Genomic DNA, 21,110 nt, shown 5'->3' with positions numbered 1-21,110 from the left:
TAATTGCAAAGAAAACAACAACAACGTGAAATATCGCCATCCACAAACATAATGGGTACAATACTACAAAGTATCCCAAAAGAAGCTGATGTTACCAAAATAGATTATGAAGGTCCAAGAATTGCAATTTATACAAGAAAACCCCGTTATCTGATGGAACACAACGAAGTAATCTCTAACATGGTAAATGTGATAAAAAAGAGAATCGTTGTAAGAACAGAAGAATCCATACGAAAATCTGAGGAAGAAGCAAGGCAGATTCTTACTCAATCAATGCCAAAAGATGCAGATCTGCGTGGTACCTTTTTTGATACTGCAATAGGTGAGGTAACACTTGAAGTAAAGCGGCCGTGGCTTTTGTATAATACTGAAACATTCAACATGGCTGATGTTGTTGAAAAGACAGGTTGGAGACTACGAATAAGAAAAGCTACTGCAAATCAATCACAAACAATACAAACCATAAACTATAACCTAAAGATTTCATCTTCAGAGAGAAGTAAGCATCTCAAACAAGTTGGAGAAGAAATTTTCAGACCAAAACTTTCAGAAGATGCCGAAGTTTCTCTTCTTACATTGGGCGGATTTAGTCAAGTTGGTAGATCTTGTATGCTTTTAACAACACATGAAAGCAAAATTTTGATAGATTGTGGTGTCAACCCCGGTACCAGAAATGCACAAGAAGCATATCCAAGACTTGATTGGACTAATATCACACTAGACGAACTTGATGCAATTGTAATCAGTCATGCACATCTTGATCATACTGGATTCTTACCTGCCCTTTTCAAATATGGCTACAAGGGACCTGTCTATTGTTCTGAACCAACTTTACCAATGATGAATCTAATTCAGCTTGATGCAATCAAAGTTGCTGCTGCTCAGGGCAGAGTTCCGCTATATTCTGAAAGAGATGTCAAGCAAGTCATGAAGCAAACAATAACACTTCCATATGGAACTGTAACAGACATTTCTCCAGACATCAAACTTGTTCTTTCCAACGCAGGTCACATATTGGGCTCTGCTTCTTGTCACTTTCACATAGGAAATGGTGACCACAACTTTGTCTACACTGGAGATCTCAAATATGGAAAAACAATGCTTCTTGAAAGTGCATCTTGGAACTTTCCACGTGTTGAAACCCTTCTGATAGAAAGTACCTATGGTGCAAAAGAGGATATCCAGCCTTCACGAGAAGAAGTAGAGGCTGCATTCATCAAATCGGTAAATGAGACGCTAAGAAACGGTGGTAAGGTACTAATTCCAATACCAGCAGTTGGTCGTGCACAGGAACTTATGATGGTAATAGATCAATACATGAAGTCAGGGCAAATAGTAGAATCTCCCGTATTTATGGAGGGAATGATCCAAGAAGCAACATCAATTCATGAGGCCTATCCAGAATATCTTGCACGCGAATTGCGACAAAAGATTTTGGAAACAGATGATAATCCATTTGATTCTGAATATTTCACAAATATTGAACATGCTGATGCAAGAGAAGAACCATTACGTGAAGGTCCATGTATTATAATTGCAACATCTGGAATGCTGGAAGGAGGACCTGTCTTGGAATATTTCAAAAACATTGCACCTGTTCAAAAAAATAAAATTTTGTTTGTTTCATATCAGGTTAATGGAACCCTGGGAAGGAGAGTGCTTGATGGTTCACGACAAGTTTCAGTTGTTGGAAAAGAAGGAAAAATAGAAGTAATTAACATAAACTGTTCTACAGAAAAACTTGATGGATTTAGTGGTCACAGCGACTACAACCAACTTATGTCATATGTACACAAACTACGACCAAAACTACGAAGAGTGATTGTAAATCACGGTGAAAGAAGGAAATGTGAAAATCTTTCTGCATCAATTCACAGAATGTTTAGAATCACAACTGTTTGTCCTCAAGTACAAGAAGGAATAAGATTACTTTAGATCGTACTCTGCTTTCCAGATCTTAACACCTGGAGGAGTGACAATAATTCTTTCTTCTCCTAATCTTGCAATATCTGCGTCATGAGTTTTTGCAATGGCATAAATTTCTTCTACTACTTTTCTTAACTCATCTACATTTTTTTGTGCAAGTGGGGTTACCCTTAACACCAGAATCATGTTTTTTTTGATATCCTCTTTTACGGAATGCACATCACTAGTATCCCTTAATGTGATGGCTTTCAAGTAAGTGGGTGCCTTTTGAGTCTGCATACAAAGTAGATGCAAAGTACTCCCTCAAAAAGTCTTGCTAGTCAATTGCATTTCACAGACTAGCTTGCACGACTAAATTCTGTATTGCAGGTAAGAAGACTCGTCAACTGGCATTGCTGAAATTTCTGACTTTATGTCCTTTTTCTGTGATACCACAACACTTGGGACATCTTTTGGTGCATCGGAATATCGCAGTGTAATAGCTGCAGCTAATCCCAAAAGGTTTTGAGAAATTTCTCCCCGGATTAATGAAACTGGTCCAACATGATCTTTTGTTTCAAGTAACACATCACCATCTAATGCTAAAGCTTTGAGCATTTCATTTTCATCTTGGTTTCTTCCAACAATGAATTTCGTTTTCTCATCAAATCTGAAATGTCTTCCAATTTTTAATAGATCAATATCATTAGTAGTTGGTGTTTGTATATGTTTGAAAAGATCTTTTGCTCTGATAGCAAATTTTGGATCTGTTAAAAGACAACCACCACCCGCATTTGGTGGATTTTCAATTCCAAATTCTTGTGCCATTCTTAACTGATCCTTTCTTGATCGACCCCTTATCTTTCCCAAATCCTCTCTTTTAATCAAGCCGTTTAGTTCTGGTTCTGTAGGTGGAAGCAAAGCTGCTGAAAGTGGTCTTACTATTTTTCCCTCAAGACCAGATTCTTTTTCAATTGTTCTAAGAGCTGGACCGTGCTGGCTCATTGGTCTTTGACCTAAAACTTCGCCTGAAATTATAAATTCGGCACCGATCTCTTCCATATGTTTTTTTCCAGCTTCAAACATCATTGCTCTACAATCAATGCATGGATTCATTCCCGATCCAAATCCATGCTTTGGATGCTTTAGCATCTCAATATACTCATCTCCAAGATAAACTGTTTTTAGATTTACACCTAGATTGTCTGCAGTTTCTCGTATTTCAAAACCGCATCCTCTTCCACAATCAAAATCACAAAATGGTGTCTTGATCGCTACTGCTTCTACCTCAAATCCTTGTTTCTGCATCATTTTGATAGCTAGTCGGCTGTCAAGACCGCCTGACAATAATGCTACAATCTTCTTTTTTTCTTCCACAGAAAATCTCTCGTTTTCGGATATCTAAACCTTCCAGCAAACATAAATTAAGAATTTGTAGATTTTGTGTATTGCAAAAACGTAGGCAAAACCTTCTGAAATTTTGTAATAAAATAGACTGTGATAGTCTAGTGGCATTTGAGCCTGAAAACCTCTATTACATGACAGGATTTTGGGGCGAGGCAATTGGAATATTGGACAAAAATGGTACTACGATTGTATCTCCGGAACTAGAGATGGGTCGTGCTAAGGAAGAGTCTACTAACTGTAAGATAGTAAAATCGGAGCGCGGCAAAGGATCACTTTCTACTCTTATTGGATTGCTAAAAGGCAAGAATATTTGTACAGATAGTAACAATTACGATGTAATTCAGACGCTCAAAAAATCCATTTCTGGTGTAAAATCAACTACAGAACCATTTTACCGCGCAAGGGAGGTAAAAGATTCAAAAGAAATTGGACTCCTAAAGAAGGCATCTTCGATACTAGATGAAATATACGATCTTTGTGTTGATGAAATCAAAATAGGGCAGTCAGAGTCTGAGCTTCAAACTATCTTAATGTCGTATGCAATGGAAAAAGAAGCATTTGCAACTGGATACAAGTCAACTCTTAATCCTCTAATAATAGCTGGTGGACCAAATAGTGCATTACCACATGCACAGGTGACAAAAAGAAAGTTTGTAAGCGGTGACATGATTGTAGTTGATCTCACACTACGATACAAGGGATATGTCTCTGATGCAACAAGAACATTTGGACTGGGGACTATTTCAAGTGAAGCAAAAAAAGTCTATGAAATTGTAAAACAATCGCAGGAAGCTGGCCTTAAAGCTGTTAAACCAAAAGCTTCTTGCAAATCAATAGATGATGTCTGTAGAAAAATAATCACAAAGAAAGGATATGGAAAATATTTCATTCATTCTACTGGTCATGGATTAGGACTAGAAGTTCATGAACTGCCATGTTTGAGTCCATTAAGTAAGACAAATCTTGAAAAAAATATGGCAATAACTGTAGAACCAGGAATTTATCTTCCAAACAAATTCGGTGTAAGAATTGAAGATTCTGTTATAGTAAATAACAAAGCTGATGTGATGCACAAGTTTACGAAAGATTTGATTATCATTTGATAGTGTAGCTGAATAATAATTGATTACAATTTCATTAGAGATCACAGTTCAATAAAGAAAACTCCTGCAGAACAACTGGGATCAAGCTTGAACTTGGTCAGAATAAGATAGAAAGTCTTATCAAGTTGGCATCAAAAAATTAGAACAGTATTCTATATCCAACCTCATGAATTGATAAAAACTATGCGAATCATAAATTTCATTGAATGATGACAAAGAACTAATGTACAAAGAATTGGTGACGGTAGTTATAGAAAAGGCGTTATTAAATATTGGAATGTATGTTTACAACACAATTGTACAAATATTGAAAAATGAATATCAATGTCAAATTTCGGATTGTTATGAGCACCCAGAATATCTACATCAAGTGATAAAAAAACACTTTAGCAGTGCTCATAAGGATATAGTGGATTCTATTAACAAAGACTTGAGAAACTCTATAAAAAATCAAATCACTAAAAGATTTCTTGATATCATAAATCAATAATTGCTTCTAGCGTAGGAAATCTATAACAATTCTAAAACAACCCCCGAAACTGAACACAAAGAAGATCATTAGTATAACACTCAACTACTTAACAGATCTAGAAATAGAAACAGTTATTATTTAAACATAGAAATTCGTTTTTCTATTTCTTTACGGACAAATTTGACAATTTCTAATTTTTTCTTCCATCCTAATTGAACCGTTTTCTTTGAATCTACGATAATTATATTGTTGTAGTCTGGATTTTCTTTATATTTTTTCAATCCAATATCGTTTGCTACAATAAGATCAGCGCTTGATTCTCTTAGTTTTTTTCTTGCTTCACTGATCAATTTCTCTTTGGGTAGATTGGTTTCCGCTTTAAACCCAACAAGAAAAACATCTTTCTGTATTTTTTTAATCTCATCAATGATTTTTGTAACTCGTTTTAATTTTAGAACAATCTTATCAAGATCACTTTTAATCTTTGTCTTGCTTGGTTTTTCTAAAGTATAATCAGATGCTGCAGCAGCTAAAACCACAATATCAAATTTTTGTTTCATCTCTTTTCTTACAGCGTTTAGCATTTCTTGGGCTGTTTCAACTTTTATGACTTTGGCACCTTTAGGTGGCTGTTCTGTTCCTGGGCCATAAATGAAAGTGACTTTGGCACCAGCAGAAACAAGCTCTGATGCCAACAAAACACCAGTCTTGCCTGAGCTTTGATTTGTAATTACTCGTACTGGGTCAATGTACTCAATTGTAGGACCTGCAGTCATTAACACCTTTTTTCCTCTCAAAATAGGTGAGGAACCAAACTTTTTGAGCACAAAATCAAGCACTTCCTCAGGCTCGGCAGCTTTTGCCTTGCCTTCAACAAAGCTTGGAGCAATAAAATCAATTTTCTTTTTTAGAAACTCTATATTTTTTGCCACTGCAGGATTCTCATACATGGCTTCATGCATGGCAAGTGCAATAACAATTGGTATTTTGGAACCTAGTCCAACACTCAAGACAGTAGAAATTGGCGTATCATCAATTCCGTTTGCCAATTTCCCAAGTGTGTTTGCAGTACAAGGATAAACCACAATCAGATCCGAACGTTTGTAATCTGCAACCTTGATGTGTTCAAGATCGCCAGTAAGTTGTGTAATTACTTTGTTTCCAGTTGCCCACTTAAAATAACTTGACTTGATCAGATTTGTTGCAGCTTTGCTTGCAACGCAAGTGACATCTGCACCATATCTCATAAACAGTCTAGCTAATTCAATTGCCTTGTATGCTGCAACACTCCCAGATATACACAAGACAATTTTTTTTCCAGTAAGCTCAGTTCCACTTGAGCCAACAATATCAAATGATGGATGTTTATGCAATTTCTTTTTTCAACCTTTCAAGCTCGGACTTGTCCATAGAAAAAGAATGCTCATTAGCTGGAAACTTGCCTGATATTACATCATTTTTATAAGATGTAACAGCTTTAACAACCTCACCAGAAAGCTCAAGATATCTTTTAGCAAACTTTGGTTTTATTTTTTCATACAATCCTAATACATCATGAATAACAAGGACCTGACCATCACAATCTGATCCAGATCCAATTCCTATTGTTGGAATGTTGATAGAATTTGAAATTATCTTTGATACTTCTTTTGTAACCATCTCTAAAGCTATGCTAAAAGCTCCCGCCTCTTCGAGTACTTTTGCAGCCTCGATTAGCTTTACTGCAGCATCTCTTGTCTTTGCCTGAACCTTGTATCCTTCCTGCAGAGTGGTAGTTTGTGGCTGAAATCCAATATGACCCATTACAGGTATACCTACTTCTACTATAGCATGAACAGTATCTTTTACCTCAAGGCCACCTTCTAGCTTGACAGCATCTGCTCCTGCCTTGATTAATTTACCTGAATTTTCTATTGCTTGAGATTTACTTGCTTGGTATGACATGAAAGGTAGATCTGCCACAACCATTGCATTTTGTCTTCCTCTTGCAACAGCTTCTGTAAAGAAACACATCTGCTCCATTGTAACTGGAATCGTATTTTCATAACCAAGCATCACCATCCCACCACTGTCTCCAACAAGTAAGATGTCTATTCCTGCCTTGTCGCAAAGCTGAGCTGTGGTATAATCATATGCAGTAAGTACAGTAATTTTTTTAGAATTTTTCATCGATAGAATATCCCTTACAGATTTAGGCATTTGCCATTCTCCTAAGATTTTTTTTCACAAGATTAATAGAAAATGCCAAGTTTTTCTTGTTGTCAAATTTAATTTTTGGAGGATTCCTTTTCTTTACAAGTGTTTTAGAATAATCAATTAGAATTTTCATTCCTCTAATGACATTATCTACAATTGTGATATCAGCTGTCTGTGCAGTTCTGGACATGGGGTTTAGATCAAAAGTGATTATTTTCTTTCCAAATTTTTTTAATGCAATTGTTCTATCACCATCCTCAAGTGGTACCAAAACAACATCAGCAGAAAATATTCCTCTCTGATCTACAATTCTTCTTGCACTATCTAGCTTTGGAATTGTTTTAGAATATTTAGGATCAAGTCCCAAAATCTCTTTCGCACCATATTTTTTCAAAGCCTTTGCAATGTTTTTCTTTCTTTTTTCATTTGCATAAAACAGATTGATTTCAATTTTTGCATTAATTATCTTGGCAAGCTGCACGATCTCTTTTGGACATAATGCAGCAAAGTTCCCATTTACTGATATGACTGGCGATTTTGCCAAAATGAGAGATTCTGAGGCAGCTTTTATGGCTTTCAGAGAGTATTTTGAGGTTTTTTCCCCTATGAGATAGTCAAACATCTCGCCCCTACCATGAGCTAAAAGGCCTTCTTCTATTACCAAACCCAACTTGTATCCTGAAACTAGTCTTTCTCTGATATGTAGGGATGCAGCCCTAGGATGTGATTTTGGAATTAGCACTAGGAAACCCTTGCTCCGCTAGTATCAATACTTGATTTGATCATAATACCGCCATCATATTTTTTCAAAATCTCAATCACTAGTTCCTCTTTTGATTTGGGAATTAAAGTAAAGACAGTTTCTCCAAACATTGCAACACCACACTTGAAACCATTTTTTTGAAGATCTTTAATTACAGTATGCATCTTTGGTGTGATAACGTTAACATATTTTGCAAATTCCAACGACATGTCTAAAAATTCCTGATAATCTCTTGATTTAATTAGCTTACCTACCATCTTTCCACCAAGGCCATTTATTTTTGACAAATCATTTTTTATGAATTTTTTAGTTGAAATAGGGGAAAAACAAATCACTATTGCAGAAGAATCCATATGAATTTTTCTTAATGATCCAATACCGGGTGCACCTTGTTTTGTTCTAATCTCAAAACCTCCATGGTATGAAGATAAAACAGTCCCAAGACCAGTTTTACAAAAAATTTCTGCTTTGTGAGCTATCTGCCCAATCTGGGTTCTAGAAAGATTTGTTTGGAATGCTTTGTTTAATGCAAATGCCAAGCTTAGTGCAACAGCACCGCTTGAGCCAAGTCCATAACCAACTGGAATTTCAATTTGATGCTCAACATCTACAAAATAATTTTCTTTTACAAGATTGAAAAATTCCCCAATTACAAACTCAGAAACTTGGGTGTTATCCGATTGATATCCTGTAACTTTTATTTTAAAACTAGGTTTCTTAGAACTTGAAATGTTGACACGTGTAGTAACACCTTCCTTTATACAGAATCCTGCTCCAATAGAACCTTGAAGCTCTGGTCTCTTCTCATCTATCTCAGCTTTGAAAAAACCGGTAATATGACCTGGACAGAAGGCTATTGCCTGCATGATCAAATTTAAATTTGAGTAAAATATAAAAATGATGATTAAATTATTTATATTGATTTAAACTGACTAAATTTATTCGGCGCCTACAAAAAATTGGTAGTAGTATTCTAGTTTCGCTACCAAAAGAATGGATTGATTCAAACAAGTTAGAAAAAAGTGATGAGGTTGAAATAGAAACTGGTTCAGACAGTCTTTCCATTACTCCATCAGGAGACATCAGACAACCAAAGGAAGTAACAATATCATATCCTGTTTCAAAAGAAGAAAATGTTATTGCAGATATCACAGGTGCTTATCTTCTTGGATATGATATAATCAAGATAAAAGGCAAATCAACCATTTCAATTGAAGACAGAGAAAAGATCAGAACGTCAATGCGTAGATTGGTTGGCATGGAAATTGTTGACGAAGACTCGACAAATGTAAATGTACATTTTTTGTTGGATGCAACGACACTTAGTCCAGAAAAAATTTTAAAACGTATGAGCTCAATCGCTCTTGGAATGTTTCGTGATACATTAAGCACATTGACATCTAGTGACAAGACTGTACTGCAAACAATGGTAAACCGTGATGATGAAATAGACAGACAATATTTCCTGCTTGTAAGATTGATTCGAAGTACTATGGTTGACAAGAAACTTGCTCATGCATTAAATCTTGAAAATATTGACATTTTAGATTACAGAATAGCAGCAAATCTTCTTGAAGCTGCAGGTGATACTATAGTAGATCTTGCCAACTCGCTTACAGGTTTATCATTAATGCCAGCTGAAATCAAAAAGATTTATGATGTTGCAAAGGAAATTGAAAAAGTTCATGAAAAGTCAATTGAGGCATTCATTAGTCATAATAGATCGCTTGCAATTGAAGCTATAACGCTTCATAGGAAATATCATAAGAAAATTTCCGAGATTCGTTCCTTACTTGAGACAAAAAAACAGACCTCAATTGATCTGTTTGATATTGTATATTCCTTTGATAGGATTGCACGCTGTTGGAATGATATAGCTGATCTTGTAAAGCCAGTTTACACATAATCAGAATTCAAACGTCACTTGAATATGTGAAAAATGTCCAAAATGTAAAGGACAAGAACTCAAAGTTCAATTCAAGACAATAGAACGTCTGAATCGTGATCAATTTATTTAACCTCATAAAATACATGATGAATGAAATTTAGTCAATTTTTTGTCCCCACAGCTGTCTTTTTTGTTATGATTGGAATTTGGGCTGTTACACCAAATATTGCTCATGCAATGACACCAACTCCAACAGAACGCCCAACAGATCTAACTGCAACAGCAGTCTCTCCAACTCAGATCAATCTTTCATGGAATGCACCGACAGAAAACTATGGAAAAACTATCATTGGTTATAAAATTGAACAGAGATTAGGCGGTGGTAACTATTTTACATTAGTAGCAAACACAAACAGAATAATTACTACGTATTCTTTGACTGGATTGACAACTGATACTACTTACACTTACAGAGTATCAGCAGTTTACCATGATGATACTAGTACAGATCCATCAAATGCAGCATCTGCAACTCCAACCACAACATCTGCACCTCCACCAACTCCATCACTTACATCACCAATTACAAACGTAAAATTTGATTTTACACCATCTGACGGAACCACACTAACAGCTGTTATAATAACACAAAGTGATTATCAACAATTGCAATATGAAAAAAATCCTAGAAGTATAATTTCTAATGCATTACCAACAACCGAAACAATAACTAATGATTTGGCTGGAATTCTAACATACCAGAATTATCATTTAAGCCCAACTTCAGTACCTGGACCACTTATGGCACAAGCAGTCTCTCCAACTCAGATCAACCTTTCTTGGCTTCCTCCAATAGAGAACTATCAACAATCCATAATTGGTTATAAAATAGACTTGAAACGAGCTCCAGGAGATTATGTCATAATAGATGATAATACAGGTAATGACACTACAAAATATTCAATAGTGAGTCTGAAGACTGGCACTACTTACACCTACCGGGTATCAGCAATTTATTCTGATCATACGATTAGTAATCCATCAAACGAAGCTTCAGCAATTACACTTCAATCACTACAGCCTATATCTCAAACTACACCTCCGCCAACTACAACATCTTCACAACCTACACCAACACCACAACCTGTGATGAATGTGAAATTTGACTTTACAGCATCTGATGGAACCACACTAACAGCTGTTATAATAACACAAAGTGATTATCAGCAACTAATAGTAATAAAAGATCCTAGAAGTTTAATTTCTAATGTAACAGAAACAACAAACACCATAAACAATAACCTGTCAGGTCTTCTTAGATATCAAACAATTCATTCTCCTCAAGAAACTACATCTCCACAACAGACATACAACTATACTCCACCAATTCCAAATAACACTAACAGTCCCAATATTGGACTATTATGGGGTGTAGCTACATCAGTAATAGCATCTGGAGTAATAGGTATCATAACTTGGTTTGTTAAAACAAAAGTTGCAAAAAAAATAGCAAAAGAATACTACTTTACATTGGAAAAGATAATTGAAGATGGAATTCAACATATAAGAATTAGAAATAGTGGTCCTACAATAGAAGACTGCATTATCTTATGTTCAGGTGTTACGTGTGTTTGGACTGACACAAAAATAGATAAACCAAGGCACGTCTATGAGGGCAGTATTTTGGTAGTAAGATTACCTGATGAATTTGGAAATAATCCATTGATTAATGTTAAGAGCGGTAAGAGAGTTCTAAAAAAAATTCAACTTGATGATATGGCTCATGGCTAAATATGTCTAAATAAACAAAAATTAATTAAAAAATTGGGGTTTATGCGTTTCTGCTCAGCTTTCCATCCTTATTGAATAAGCTCTGGACTTTTGCATCTGCAAGATTGTATTTGACATTTAAGTCCTTGTTGATGCTTACCAGTTGATCTTTGTGGACTGCAGCTTCATTATTGTATGCCTGTAAAGCCTCTTGCATGGTACCACCATTTCTAAGCACTTGATTCATTGCATTTCTTGCATTCTGAATCTTTTGTTGCATGAAATTAAATTGATCCCAAAAAAGACTCTGTGCAGAGTTGTCTACATGCGTTACAAAGCCTGCATATGCATTCTTTGGAGCAGTTAGATCATTTCCGTTATTCATACCCTCAAGATCATTTTGCAAATACGCATTTGCAATTTTACGTTGTTGCTCTATGAACTGGTTTTGCTGATCTACTATCTGTTGTTTTTGTTGCATTGCAGCATATCTTTGCTTGAATAATTCTATGTTTTCAAGAATTTTCATTTCTGTGGGGTTGTTCTTTATGGCATCTGTAGCTAATATTGTATTGGTGTTGTTTGCTCCAGTATCAGCCCAAGCAAATCCAAAATTTGTTACAACTATTAGCACTGCAAAAACACTTGCAAAAACGCATAGTTGACCTGTCTTATTCATTTTCTTACTTTTGTTGTTAGTTTGCATTTCTTTATTTTCTATGGTTTCAATCATTCTATTTTCACCTCTCTGGTTTCTCCCGACAACAAACAATGTTGTTTCGTCCGAGTTTCACGGACTCATCAGGGGATTTTTTGTATTCTCCTGTTATCATAAAGACCGCAACACTACTTCCAGCACATTTATCAAACCATTCTTAATATCATCTCGAAGGATTGTGCGGATGATTTTGTGATATTGGTTACCACATCCTTCAGAATGTGAGAGTAGATGCCTATTGCAAAAGGCACATCCACAAGTCACACATAATTTTGTACAATTTTGTGAACATGTGCGGCATTGCGATTTTTCAATGCGTTCAATTGTTGGTATTGATGTCATGGTCATACTTGGCTGAAAAATTATAAATCTATTAGAACACTTTTTGCAACAAAAAATCCGAGAATTGTACTTTTGTGAGCAAAGCATCGTGCGTAAAAACACTGGTTCAGCATTTTTGTGACAAAAGTGTAGTAAATATTTTTAACATTAGTTTAGCAGTTTATGAGCATGGTAGGTAGGAATACAGATAGTCCTGACAATGTAGTGCCTGTGAAAAACATGACCAAGAACGGTATTGGCCCTCTTGATTTACTTATTCTTCATGTATTACAAAGTGGTGCGACTCCTGATACAGCAAACAAGGATCTTGAAAAATACGGTTATGTTCTTTCACGTGATAATGTTAAAAACAGAGTAGATGAACTCATAAAAAAAGGCGTCATTATAGAGCATAATAACACAGAAGACAGTAAGAAAGACGATAAAATAAAGTGGATTCTAGTAGATCCAAGTAAATTATTTGATAACCAATGGTATACTTTCATAAAATCGCAGAATCCACTTTTTGAGCGAAGAGTAATTCCATACTCTGAGATGTATGGTAATTTAGTTGAAATAAGCAGAGAATATGGTATAGTGACAGCAATAGACCTTGTTCAGGGAGAAGGTCAAAACTATGATTTCATCTTGCGAATGGCTACAAATGAGCTAACTCTTTTTGAAGAATTTATAGAAAAAATCAGATCACTTGGATGGGTTCATTCGGTTGATAGTAAACCCATTCATGTACTTGAAGGCGTAGGACTATCCAAAAATAATCTGACCAAAGTGCACACAAACTATTTTTATGAACCAATAAAAATTCCTAATTTTGAAACATATTTGAAGAGTATAAAACAAGTATTTCATACTTATGACACTTACATAAAAGAAGAAGGTTCCTCAAAACAAAAAATTACTAGAAAAAAAGATAGTGATGATATTGCTTGAGCTACAAATGATGACATCACATACTCATAAAAATTTAATAGCAATGTGTCCAATGTGCAGTTTTCCTTTAAAATTCAAAAATAAAAATTCATTATTAGAACATGAAGAATTAGATCTTAAATGTACTAAATGTAATTCAACATATTCTTTTAAGAATGATTATCTAAATCTGTTACCACCAAAAATAAGGAAAGAAATTTGTACAAGAGGAATTTTAGAACGAAGAATCAAAGATAAATTTCATATGAATCAACTTTCTAAAAATGAACAAGATCTAGTCAAAGGAATACTGGCTAGCAAATACATGGCAAAACAATACTTTAGAAATGTAGTTCATCCAACACATGCAGCATGGTCAGCTCGCTCTTACGAACGATTTGAAGATATTTTCATAGCAAGTTATCTGGATAATTTATTGAAAAACAAAGAAGTTACTTTTATTGATGCTGGTTCTGGCCCAGGTAGATACCTCATATGGTTAGGATCAAAGATTAGCATTAACTCATGCAAGGAATTGAAAAGAAATTCGGAAACTGCTGCACTTTACACGTATGATGAGATGTATGACAAGAATTTGCGCAATATTATTGGTATTGATTATTCAGAAGAAATGACATCACATTCTACACGATTACTAAAAAAATATGGACTAGGTCAATATCTAAACAAAAGGATATTTCCAATCACAGGTATCATCCAAAACTTTAATCTTAATCAACAAGCACTTGATCGGACTCACAAAGTAATCGTATGCACTTTTCAAACATTGGGTAATCAGGAAAACATGGATTTGCAAATACAATTATTAGAAGCAATGAAAAAATTGGCCTTGCCATATGGTACAATAATAGTTTCAGTTTTTAATAAAAAACTCTTCAAAGATTTTGGATTAAAAACATTCTATGGTAGAGAAGTAAAGCAAACTGTTGGAGAAATAATAAATTCAAAACAAGATCAAAATAATTCTATACTTCGAACAACAAAAGGCGTTTATTCAAAATGGTTTTCAAAAGATGATCTAGAACAACTATTCAAAAAAGCAAAGATATCAAATTACAAGATTATGGATGAAAACTCGTTACAACCTGTCACAGGCTATGAACAATATTTGAAGACAGAAGAACAACGCAGAAATGTGTTTCCTAGAGCAATTATAGGATTAGCTCAAGTGCCATAAGCTAATTTGAAATAAAGATGTAACTGCGTATCTTTGATTCGAATGATTTGTAAGTAATCTTCAAATAAAATCAAGATGAATTATCTAGAATTGGTTGAGATAAGATTTTGTATTTTAGGCTTGATATTGGCAATAGGTATTAGTATTTTTATGCATCCCTCATTTGCTGATACTCAAGTTATCATACCACTTGGTGCAGCTAATACAAACACACCTTTTTCCTTATCACCTTCTGTGCTTGATGTAAAAACAAATGAAACAGTAACCTGGCAAAACAATGATGTTGCTAGTCATACAGTAACAACAGGTACAACTTCACTTGGATTTGATGGAAGAATCGATAGTGGTGTGATTACTGCTGGCAAATCGTTTTCATACAAGTTTGACAAAACAGGAGTCTTTGGATATTATTGCCTATTTCATCCATGGATGACAGGAGTAGTTAATGTAGGGAGCGGTTCAACAATTCAACCAATAGATACAATTTCTTTCTCAACTGACAAATCATTATATCAAAATGGTGATTCAATATTAATTTCTGGCAAAGTTTCAAATTTTATCCCTCATGAACAAGTTACTGTTTGGATAACAAATCCCCAAGGAATCGCAATAGCAATTAATCATGTGGCGACAGAATCTAGTGATAATTTTTCAACTAACATACCTGCTGGAGGCGGTTTGTGGAAATCTAACAATACGTACAAAGTGTATGCTCAATATGGCTCTAGAAGCTCTATTTCTTCAGCAGATATTGCTTTTGAATCACAAAATTACACTAAAACAAATGTATCTCAAATCACACTTGCTACTCCGCTAAAACAAATCATATCAGGAATAAGTGTAGATAGTGTTCAATGTAACTCTGACCTTATACTTGTAATAAAAACAGAAGACGGTTCCCCCGCCTGTGTAAAGTCTGATACTGCAACAAAACTTTTTGCAAGAGGATGGACACAATCCACTACACAGCCAACTTCTCAATCTGATCAAACTTCAAATCAAATTGTGACACTAGCGCAAAACAACCAAGAAATTTATCTCAAAAACGGTGAAAACTTCCTTTTGAAGCTTGGAAATAATTACAATTGGAATATCAATATAAACGATCAAAATATTGTAAGCAGGGTTGTTAATATCATGGTGATAAATGATGCTCAGGGAATTTATAAATCTCATAATCTTGGGACTACAACACTTACTGCTCAAGGTGATCCACTCTGTATAAACTCAATTCCTAGATGTGCCATGCCTTCAATTTTATTTAAAATAAACATTATTGTCACATAATCTACAATTTTTAGAAAAATGATTTTAAACTAATCTTTTCTTCATGTTGTATGCCAAAACTGCACAGATTGTTTTAGAATCCACAATTTTTCCAGACAAGATCATTTTTACTACTTTCTTCAAATCAATTTTTACTACTGATAGTATTTCATCCTCATCTAGCTTAAGTTTACCAGTTTTTTTAATCCCGGATGCGACAAAACAGTGAATGACTTCGGTATTGTATCCTATTGATGGGTAATATTTTATCAGAGAAATCATCTTTTTTGCCTCATAACCAGTCTCTTCCTTTAATTCCCTGAAGGCGCATGTTCGTGGATTTTCCCCTTTGTTACATGTTCCTGCAGGAATCTCTAATACATAACCGAGTGGAAAACGGTGCTGTTTTACTAAAATCACCTTACCGTTTTCAATTGCAAGCATTGCAGCAGCACCTCTATGCTCAATTACCTCTCGACGCACTTTACGCTTGTTAATTGAAACATCATAGAGACTCAATGAGAGAACTTTGCCATCATAGATTTTCTTTTTCATGGTAGACACTCATGAATCTGAAATCAATTATGAATGTATCTGATATGACAGATGGAGTCTTTTTGAAGTTTTTACTTCATTGATACTATCTATTACCCATTTTTGTGGAAATGAAATCTTCTTTGGTATGAAGAGATCTACAGAATGTACTCCGTCAATTTTTTGTACCAACTGAGTCAGTTCATCAAGCTTGAAAATGTTGTCGCTATAAAAAAATAATACAATCTGATTCATGTTTACAAAGGGTTTTTGTAAAAATGTCTTTCCAAATTCTTTTTCTAAATTTTGTAGTGTTTTTTTAACATTACCTTCTACCCCAACAAGAATTGCAAATGGTATGTATCCTATCATTTCCTTAGGATTGTATAACAATGTAAACTGTATTGCTTCATCATTTTGTAGCTTATCAAGAGAACGCGTCACAGTTTTTGTAGAAAGATTAGCTATCTTGGCAATATCTTCAATTTTTAATCTAGGATCTCGTAGAAGTATTTCTATAATTTCAAGATCAGTCTTTGTCAGATCCGATCTTATGCCAGGATTTTTTGCTTCAAAAATTGATAATACCCTAACGCCTTGCAATATTTTTTTTGCAAGTTCCATTTTTTGATTTGGATCTCCTTTTACAACTATACTGCAAACAGTCACACCTCCAACACATGGAACTACAAAAAATGGTTCACCAATTAGCTTAGCTTGATCTAAAATATCTTGCAAATCAGTTCCTGTTACAACAAAATAGAGAACACTATATCCCAAAACAGGTGGTTCTATTTTTAGGGCAAACTCTTCAATAATTTTTCTATCTAACATTTTTTGAATTCTTGATTTTACAGCTCCACCAGATATACCTACATTATTTCCTATTTGTCTGTCTGGCATTCGACAATTATTCAGTAGGTATGAGAGAATATGTATGTCAATTTTGTCCATATATGTTACTCTTATCCATGTATTTAGTATAAAGCATACAACTTTAATATATAATTGTCGTATTTATAATGAGAACTAGGTTAAACCATTAAATATCAGACTATTTTAATAATTATATGGATTATAGGGCCAAGGTAGGCTTGCGTTTTATTACAAGACGTAAAGGTAGTCTAATTGCAGCAAGTCTCGCAGTCTCAATTGCCATTTTGGTAGTACAGGTAAATTCTGTAATTTTTCAGGGTTTGTATAATGCAATTGTACGTGATGAAATAAACTACAATTTTGGACATGTCTATATTACAAGAAACGAGAATTTCATAACAAAATCAGACAAAATGTTGGTAAACTGGCTTGAAAGAATTCCATATGTACAAGCTGCTACGCCAAGACTTGAATCTAATGCATCAATAAACGCAACAGGTTCTGGACAGACAGTTAGGGATTATAATGTTCTAGTAATTGGAGTAGATCCGGTTCTTGATACGCAAGCATCAACATTGTATAAAACAATTGGAGGAGACGGACAATATGTTTCTTCAAGAAATTCTATTGTTCTTGGAGCCTCAGTAGATCGAGATCTTGGATATCCACATGTTGGTGATAGTGTAAAATTAAAATTTAAAGATAAAAATGGTATTGACCAACTGAAACGATTTACCATAGTAGGAATTACACAAAGTGCTGGTAATGTTGGTGCTGATCAAGGTGTCTTAATAAATATTGACACTTTGCGAGAAATATTGGGTAGACCACATGAAACACAATCAATCATGGTTAGGTTAAATGATCCAACGAAAGATCAAGTAGTCAAGGATCTTTTTCTTAATGCATTTCCAACTCGTTCAGACAACTTTAAAGCTCAAACAATTGAAGAATCTGCAGAACAAACACTCAGTGGATTCAGATCAGGTATTGCATTAATTAATTTAGTTGGATACTTTGGCATGATGTCATCTGCTTTTGCAGTTGTAACCATACAAATGATGCAAGTCACAAGTAAGACACGTGAGATTGGAATAATGAGAGCAATTGGTTCTAGAAGAAAAGATATTCTGATAATATTCATCTTCCAAGGAATGGTAATTGGTGCCATTGGGGCTGGTCTTGGTACAGTTTTTGGTGTAGCATATACCGTTTATGCAAAAGAAACACATTTGACATTTCAAGGCAGCTTGGCCTTAGAGGTATCTTACAACTGGATTGGAATATTGCAGACAGACATTTTGGCATTTGTACTTGCTATAGTGGCATCAATTTATCCTGCATACAAGGCAACAAAACTACAACCCGTGGAGGCAATGCGATTTGGTTAATTCAGTACTAGAAGTACGTAATGTAGACAAGATATTCGGTGAAGCAGAAACAGCTGTTTATGCATTAAAAAACGTCTCATTTTCGGTAAAAAAAGGCGAATTTATCTTAATTGTGGGTAGCTCAGGCTCTGGCAAATCAACACTACTAAACATGATTGGACTTTTAGATAGACCAACAAATGGTCAGGTCCTCATCGACGGAATAGATACTTCTAATCTAAATGATAACCAGATTTCATCATTTAGAAATTCCAAACTTGGATTCATTTTTCAATTTTCAAATTTACTTTCAGATTTAACGGTTCTAGAAAATGTAATTCTTCCAAGACAAATACAAAGAACAGATACAAACGCAACTGAAGAAGCCAAGTCATTGCTAAAGACAGTTGGCTTGGAAAATCAGATGAACAAATATGCAAACAAAGTATCTGGTGGTCAAGCACAAAGAGTAGCTATTTGCAGATCTCTTATCAATAAACCAACAGTAGTTCTAGCTGATGAACCAACAGGAAATTTGGATTCCTTATCAGCACAGACAACTGTTCAGTTAATGAAATCTCTTAATAGGAAACTAGGACATACTTTCATAATAGTAACACATGATCGTCCACAATTTGGTGACGTTGATAAAATAATTACAATTAAAGATGGAAGAATTGTCGATGATGAAATGATGGAGGTTCCAACAATAAATTGATCTACAAAACCATTGCTATAGCTATCATATTTCTATTAGGACAAATAATAATTCCAAGCTATGCAGTTACCCCAGAACATATTGAACCAGGTGTATCACCTTTTGAACATGCCTATAATGATATAAAATTTCTTGACGCATATTTTGGCACATCTTCAGGAAAAATTGAGGTGCAACCAGGAGACAGGAATGTACCACTTACCATAGTGTTTTCAAATATAGGATCAGAGGACATTGCAGGAATAAAGGGACTACTTAGTTTGCCTGTTGGATTTTCTCCGGCAGTTGCCAATTCTAATGCAGGTCTAATAGAGGCAGACAACACTCAGGTCGCAACAAGCGGTTCATCATTTTTCCTAACATTCTTTGTTAATGTAGATAAAAATACAAGCGTCAATTCCTATACTGGAACGGTTCAGGTAACCTATTCTAGAGTAAGGGAAAATGGGGCTCACACTAACTACTTTGACTTTGACTTTAAAGTCACAGGAAAAAGTGTTCTAAATATGAAAGCAGAAAATCAATTCATCCAGCCTGCATCAAACAACCAGATCACGGTTCACGTCTCAAACGACGGTACCGCAGGCCTTAACAATATAGACATTACACTCAATCCACAATCAAACTCCTCTGGATCATCTGGTTTACAAAATATCGTAATAGATCAAAACCATTGGAACATAGGAACAGTTGCTGCCCAGTCCTCAAGCACATTCTCATTTAATATTTTTGTACCACAAAGTGTTGAGGGTCAAACCTTACACATACCATTGGGTGTAACATACTTTGATGGGCAAGGAAATCAAGTAACAACCAATAGACTGGTAGACCTAATTGTAGGACCAGCAAGCTCAACATTCGTTGTCAAACTCTCTACCCCTTCTTATCTCTTGATGGGAGTTATGCAAAATCTTACTCTTGGATTAGAAAATCTTTCTCCATCAAAAATATCTGATATATCAATTACACTTGCACCAAGCTCTTCAGATCTTAAGATTCTACAGGATCCCAGGTGGTTCGTAAACGAAATAAATCCACTGGAAAAGACCACATTAAATATTCCTGTATTTGCTGACCAAAGCATATCAAATCAAGCTGTCAACTTTGACGTGAACATACAATATACAAAAGATGGTTCTACAGTTATAGAAAAGCAGAGCTTTGCTACATACATCAGACCAGTGATAGATGTCTCAGTTTATGGAATAGATGTAATGAATATTGGTGGCAAGCAAAACATTATTGGAAATATTTTGAACCAAGGAAATATCAAGGGACAATTTGCTACTGTAACTATAGTTCCAATTGATAATTCAAATATCAAAGAATCAGTCCAGTATATTGGAGACATAGATATTGATGCTCCTACACCATTTAACATACCAGTTGATTTTACAGGTAATCCAACTTTTGGAGAAAACAAAGTAGTTGTAACTGTGACATACAAAGACTCACTTTTGCAACCACACGCAATAACACAAGAGGATACCGTAACTTTGGTAAACCCAGCACCTCAGTCAAATGACAATTCTCAACTTCAACTCATTATTCTTGTCGCGATAGCTGCTGGAATAGGGGGAGCTATATTCAAGGTACGGAAAGCCAAACTTTCAATCACAAAGAAAGTAATTCAAAATTCAAGCTAAAGTTATATTTAGTATGGATGATTTTTGTT

General features: G+C 34.9%; 20 protein-coding genes and 1 pseudogene. 12 read left to right on the top strand and 9 right to left on the bottom strand.

The annotated features are described in order from the left end of the window. Nucleotides 1-3: 3 nt before the first annotated feature. A complete protein-coding gene (locus VEU72_04130; GenBank protein ID HYL66320.1) occupies nt 4-1,935 on the top strand; it encodes a beta-CASP ribonuclease aCPSF1 in 1,932 nt (643 codons plus the stop codon). Here VEU72_04130 and sepF read toward each other — a convergent pair. After that, nucleotides 1,927-2,205, bottom strand: coding sequence for a cell division protein SepF (gene sepF / locus VEU72_04125; GenBank protein HYL66319.1), 279 nt, complete (start codon nt 2,203-2,205; stop codon nt 1,927-1,929). The two genes, VEU72_04130 and sepF, sit on opposite strands and share 9 nt — an antisense overlap. Nucleotides 2,206-2,277: 72 nt before the next feature. Then, nucleotides 2,278-3,282 (bottom strand): tRNA (5-methylaminomethyl-2-thiouridylate)-methyltransferase, encoded by a 1,005-nt coding sequence (locus VEU72_04120; protein HYL66318.1) that lies wholly within the window; start codon nt 3,280-3,282, stop codon nt 2,278-2,280. Between the two features lie 71 nt (nt 3,283-3,353). Between VEU72_04120 and VEU72_04115 the strand changes: the two genes are divergently transcribed. Together VEU72_04115 and VEU72_04110 are read left to right on the top strand one after the other, a co-directional pair. Further along, entirely contained in the window at nt 3,354-4,415 is a 1,062-nt protein-coding gene (locus VEU72_04115; protein HYL66317.1) for an aminopeptidase P family protein, read from the top strand. Between the two features lie 202 nt (nt 4,416-4,617). Continuing rightward, the gene (locus VEU72_04110; GenBank protein HYL66316.1) at nt 4,618-4,905 is read left to right on the top strand and encodes a hypothetical protein; all 288 of its coding nucleotides are present in this window, start codon (nt 4,618-4,620) and stop codon (nt 4,903-4,905) included. 116 nt (nt 4,906-5,021) lie between these two features. Here the strand turns inward: VEU72_04110 and coaBC are convergent, their stop codons facing one another. Genes coaBC through VEU72_04090 form a run of 4 tightly spaced genes read right to left on the bottom strand, consistent with a single transcriptional unit; the run spans nt 5,022 to nt 8,712 of the window. Beyond that, nucleotides 5,022-6,260, bottom strand: coding sequence for a bifunctional phosphopantothenoylcysteine decarboxylase/phosphopantothenate--cysteine ligase CoaBC (coaBC, locus tag VEU72_04105; protein HYL66315.1), 1,239 nt, complete (start codon nt 6,258-6,260; stop codon nt 5,022-5,024). Continuing rightward, nucleotides 6,253-7,086, bottom strand: coding sequence for a 3-methyl-2-oxobutanoate hydroxymethyltransferase (gene panB / locus VEU72_04100; GenBank protein ID HYL66314.1), 834 nt, complete (start codon nt 7,084-7,086; stop codon nt 6,253-6,255). Before panB ends, coaBC begins: the two co-directional genes overlap by 8 nt. Next, nucleotides 7,079-7,825: a phosphopantothenate/pantothenate synthetase gene (locus VEU72_04095; GenBank protein HYL66313.1), complete on the bottom strand. Its 747-nt coding sequence runs from the start codon at nt 7,823-7,825 to the stop codon at nt 7,079-7,081. The genes panB and VEU72_04095 overlap by 8 nt, the downstream gene beginning before the upstream one ends. Continuing rightward, nucleotides 7,825-8,712: a GHMP kinase gene (locus tag VEU72_04090; protein ID HYL66312.1), complete on the bottom strand. Its 888-nt coding sequence runs from the start codon at nt 8,710-8,712 to the stop codon at nt 7,825-7,827. The genes VEU72_04095 and VEU72_04090 overlap by 1 nt, the downstream gene beginning before the upstream one ends. A gap of 62 nt (nt 8,713-8,774) precedes the next feature. Between VEU72_04090 and VEU72_04085 the strand changes: the two are divergent. The 3 genes and pseudogenes from VEU72_04085 (at nt 8,775) to VEU72_04075 (ending at nt 11,525) form a co-directional block, all read left to right on the top strand. Continuing rightward, nucleotides 8,775-8,912, top strand: a pseudogene (locus VEU72_04085) (AbrB/MazE/SpoVT family DNA-binding domain-containing protein). A 192-nt stretch (nt 8,913-9,104) separates the two neighbouring features. Continuing rightward, nucleotides 9,105-9,752 carry a PhoU domain-containing protein gene (locus VEU72_04080; protein HYL66311.1) on the top strand — a complete coding sequence of 216 codons (648 nt, stop codon included), beginning with the start codon at nt 9,105-9,107 and terminating at the stop codon, nt 9,750-9,752. Nucleotides 9,753-9,884: 132 nt separating this feature from the next. After that, nucleotides 9,885-11,525 carry a fibronectin type III domain-containing protein gene (locus tag VEU72_04075; protein HYL66310.1) on the top strand — a complete coding sequence of 547 codons (1,641 nt, stop codon included), beginning with the start codon at nt 9,885-9,887 and terminating at the stop codon, nt 11,523-11,525. A gap of 40 nt (nt 11,526-11,565) precedes the next feature. Here VEU72_04075 and VEU72_04070 read toward each other — a convergent pair whose 3' ends face one another. Next, a complete protein-coding gene (locus VEU72_04070) occupies nt 11,566-12,237 on the bottom strand; it encodes a hypothetical protein (GenBank protein ID HYL66309.1) in 672 nt (223 codons plus the stop codon). A 495-nt stretch (nt 12,238-12,732) separates the two neighbouring features. On the opposite strand from VEU72_04070, the gene VEU72_04065 reads away from it, so the two are divergent. From VEU72_04065 to VEU72_04055, 3 genes are all read left to right on the top strand, one after another. Continuing rightward, complete coding sequence (locus tag VEU72_04065; GenBank protein HYL66308.1) at nt 12,733-13,494, top strand: Lrp/AsnC family transcriptional regulator; 762 nt, start codon at nt 12,733-12,735, stop codon at nt 13,492-13,494. Further along, nucleotides 13,487-14,671, top strand: a complete 1,185-nt coding sequence (locus VEU72_04060) for a hypothetical protein (protein ID HYL66307.1) — start codon at nt 13,487-13,489, stop codon at nt 14,669-14,671. The genes VEU72_04065 and VEU72_04060 overlap by 8 nt, the downstream gene beginning before the upstream one ends. 75 nt (nt 14,672-14,746) lie before the next feature. After that, on the top strand, nt 14,747-15,958 hold the full coding sequence (locus tag VEU72_04055; GenBank protein ID HYL66306.1) for a plastocyanin/azurin family copper-binding protein: 1,212 nt from the start codon (nt 14,747-14,749) through the stop codon (nt 15,956-15,958). A gap of 24 nt (nt 15,959-15,982) precedes the next feature. On the opposite strand, the gene VEU72_04050 is transcribed toward VEU72_04055, so the two are convergent. Further along, the gene (locus VEU72_04050) at nt 15,983-16,492 is read right to left on the bottom strand and encodes an NUDIX hydrolase (protein ID HYL66305.1); all 510 of its coding nucleotides are present in this window, start codon (nt 16,490-16,492) and stop codon (nt 15,983-15,985) included. Nucleotides 16,493-16,519: 27 nt separating this feature from the next. Further along, on the bottom strand, nt 16,520-17,425 hold the full coding sequence (locus tag VEU72_04045; GenBank protein HYL66304.1) for an AsnC family transcriptional regulator: 906 nt from the start codon (nt 17,423-17,425) through the stop codon (nt 16,520-16,522). A gap of 116 nt (nt 17,426-17,541) precedes the next feature. On the opposite strand from VEU72_04045, the gene VEU72_04040 reads away from it, so the two are divergent. From VEU72_04040 to VEU72_04030, 3 genes are read left to right on the top strand one after another with little or no spacing between them, the layout of a single operon-like run. Next, a complete protein-coding gene (locus VEU72_04040; GenBank protein ID HYL66303.1) occupies nt 17,542-18,738 on the top strand; it encodes an FtsX-like permease family protein in 1,197 nt (398 codons plus the stop codon). Continuing rightward, nucleotides 18,731-19,435 (top strand): ABC transporter ATP-binding protein, encoded by a 705-nt coding sequence (locus tag VEU72_04035; protein HYL66302.1) that lies wholly within the window; start codon nt 18,731-18,733, stop codon nt 19,433-19,435. Before VEU72_04040 ends, VEU72_04035 begins: the two co-directional genes overlap by 8 nt. Then, a complete protein-coding gene (locus tag VEU72_04030; GenBank protein HYL66301.1) occupies nt 19,432-21,081 on the top strand; it encodes a hypothetical protein in 1,650 nt (549 codons plus the stop codon). The genes VEU72_04035 and VEU72_04030 overlap by 4 nt, the downstream gene beginning before the upstream one ends. The last annotated feature ends 29 nt before the right edge of the window (nt 21,082-21,110 follow it).

It is taken from the genome of Nitrosopumilaceae archaeon (assembly GCA_035631875.1).
Classification (GTDB): Archaea; Thermoproteota; Nitrososphaeria; order Nitrososphaerales; family Nitrosopumilaceae; genus TA-20.
The sequence above is the reverse complement of the archived record's forward strand: the minus strand, read 5'-3'. Positions and strand labels throughout refer to the sequence as shown.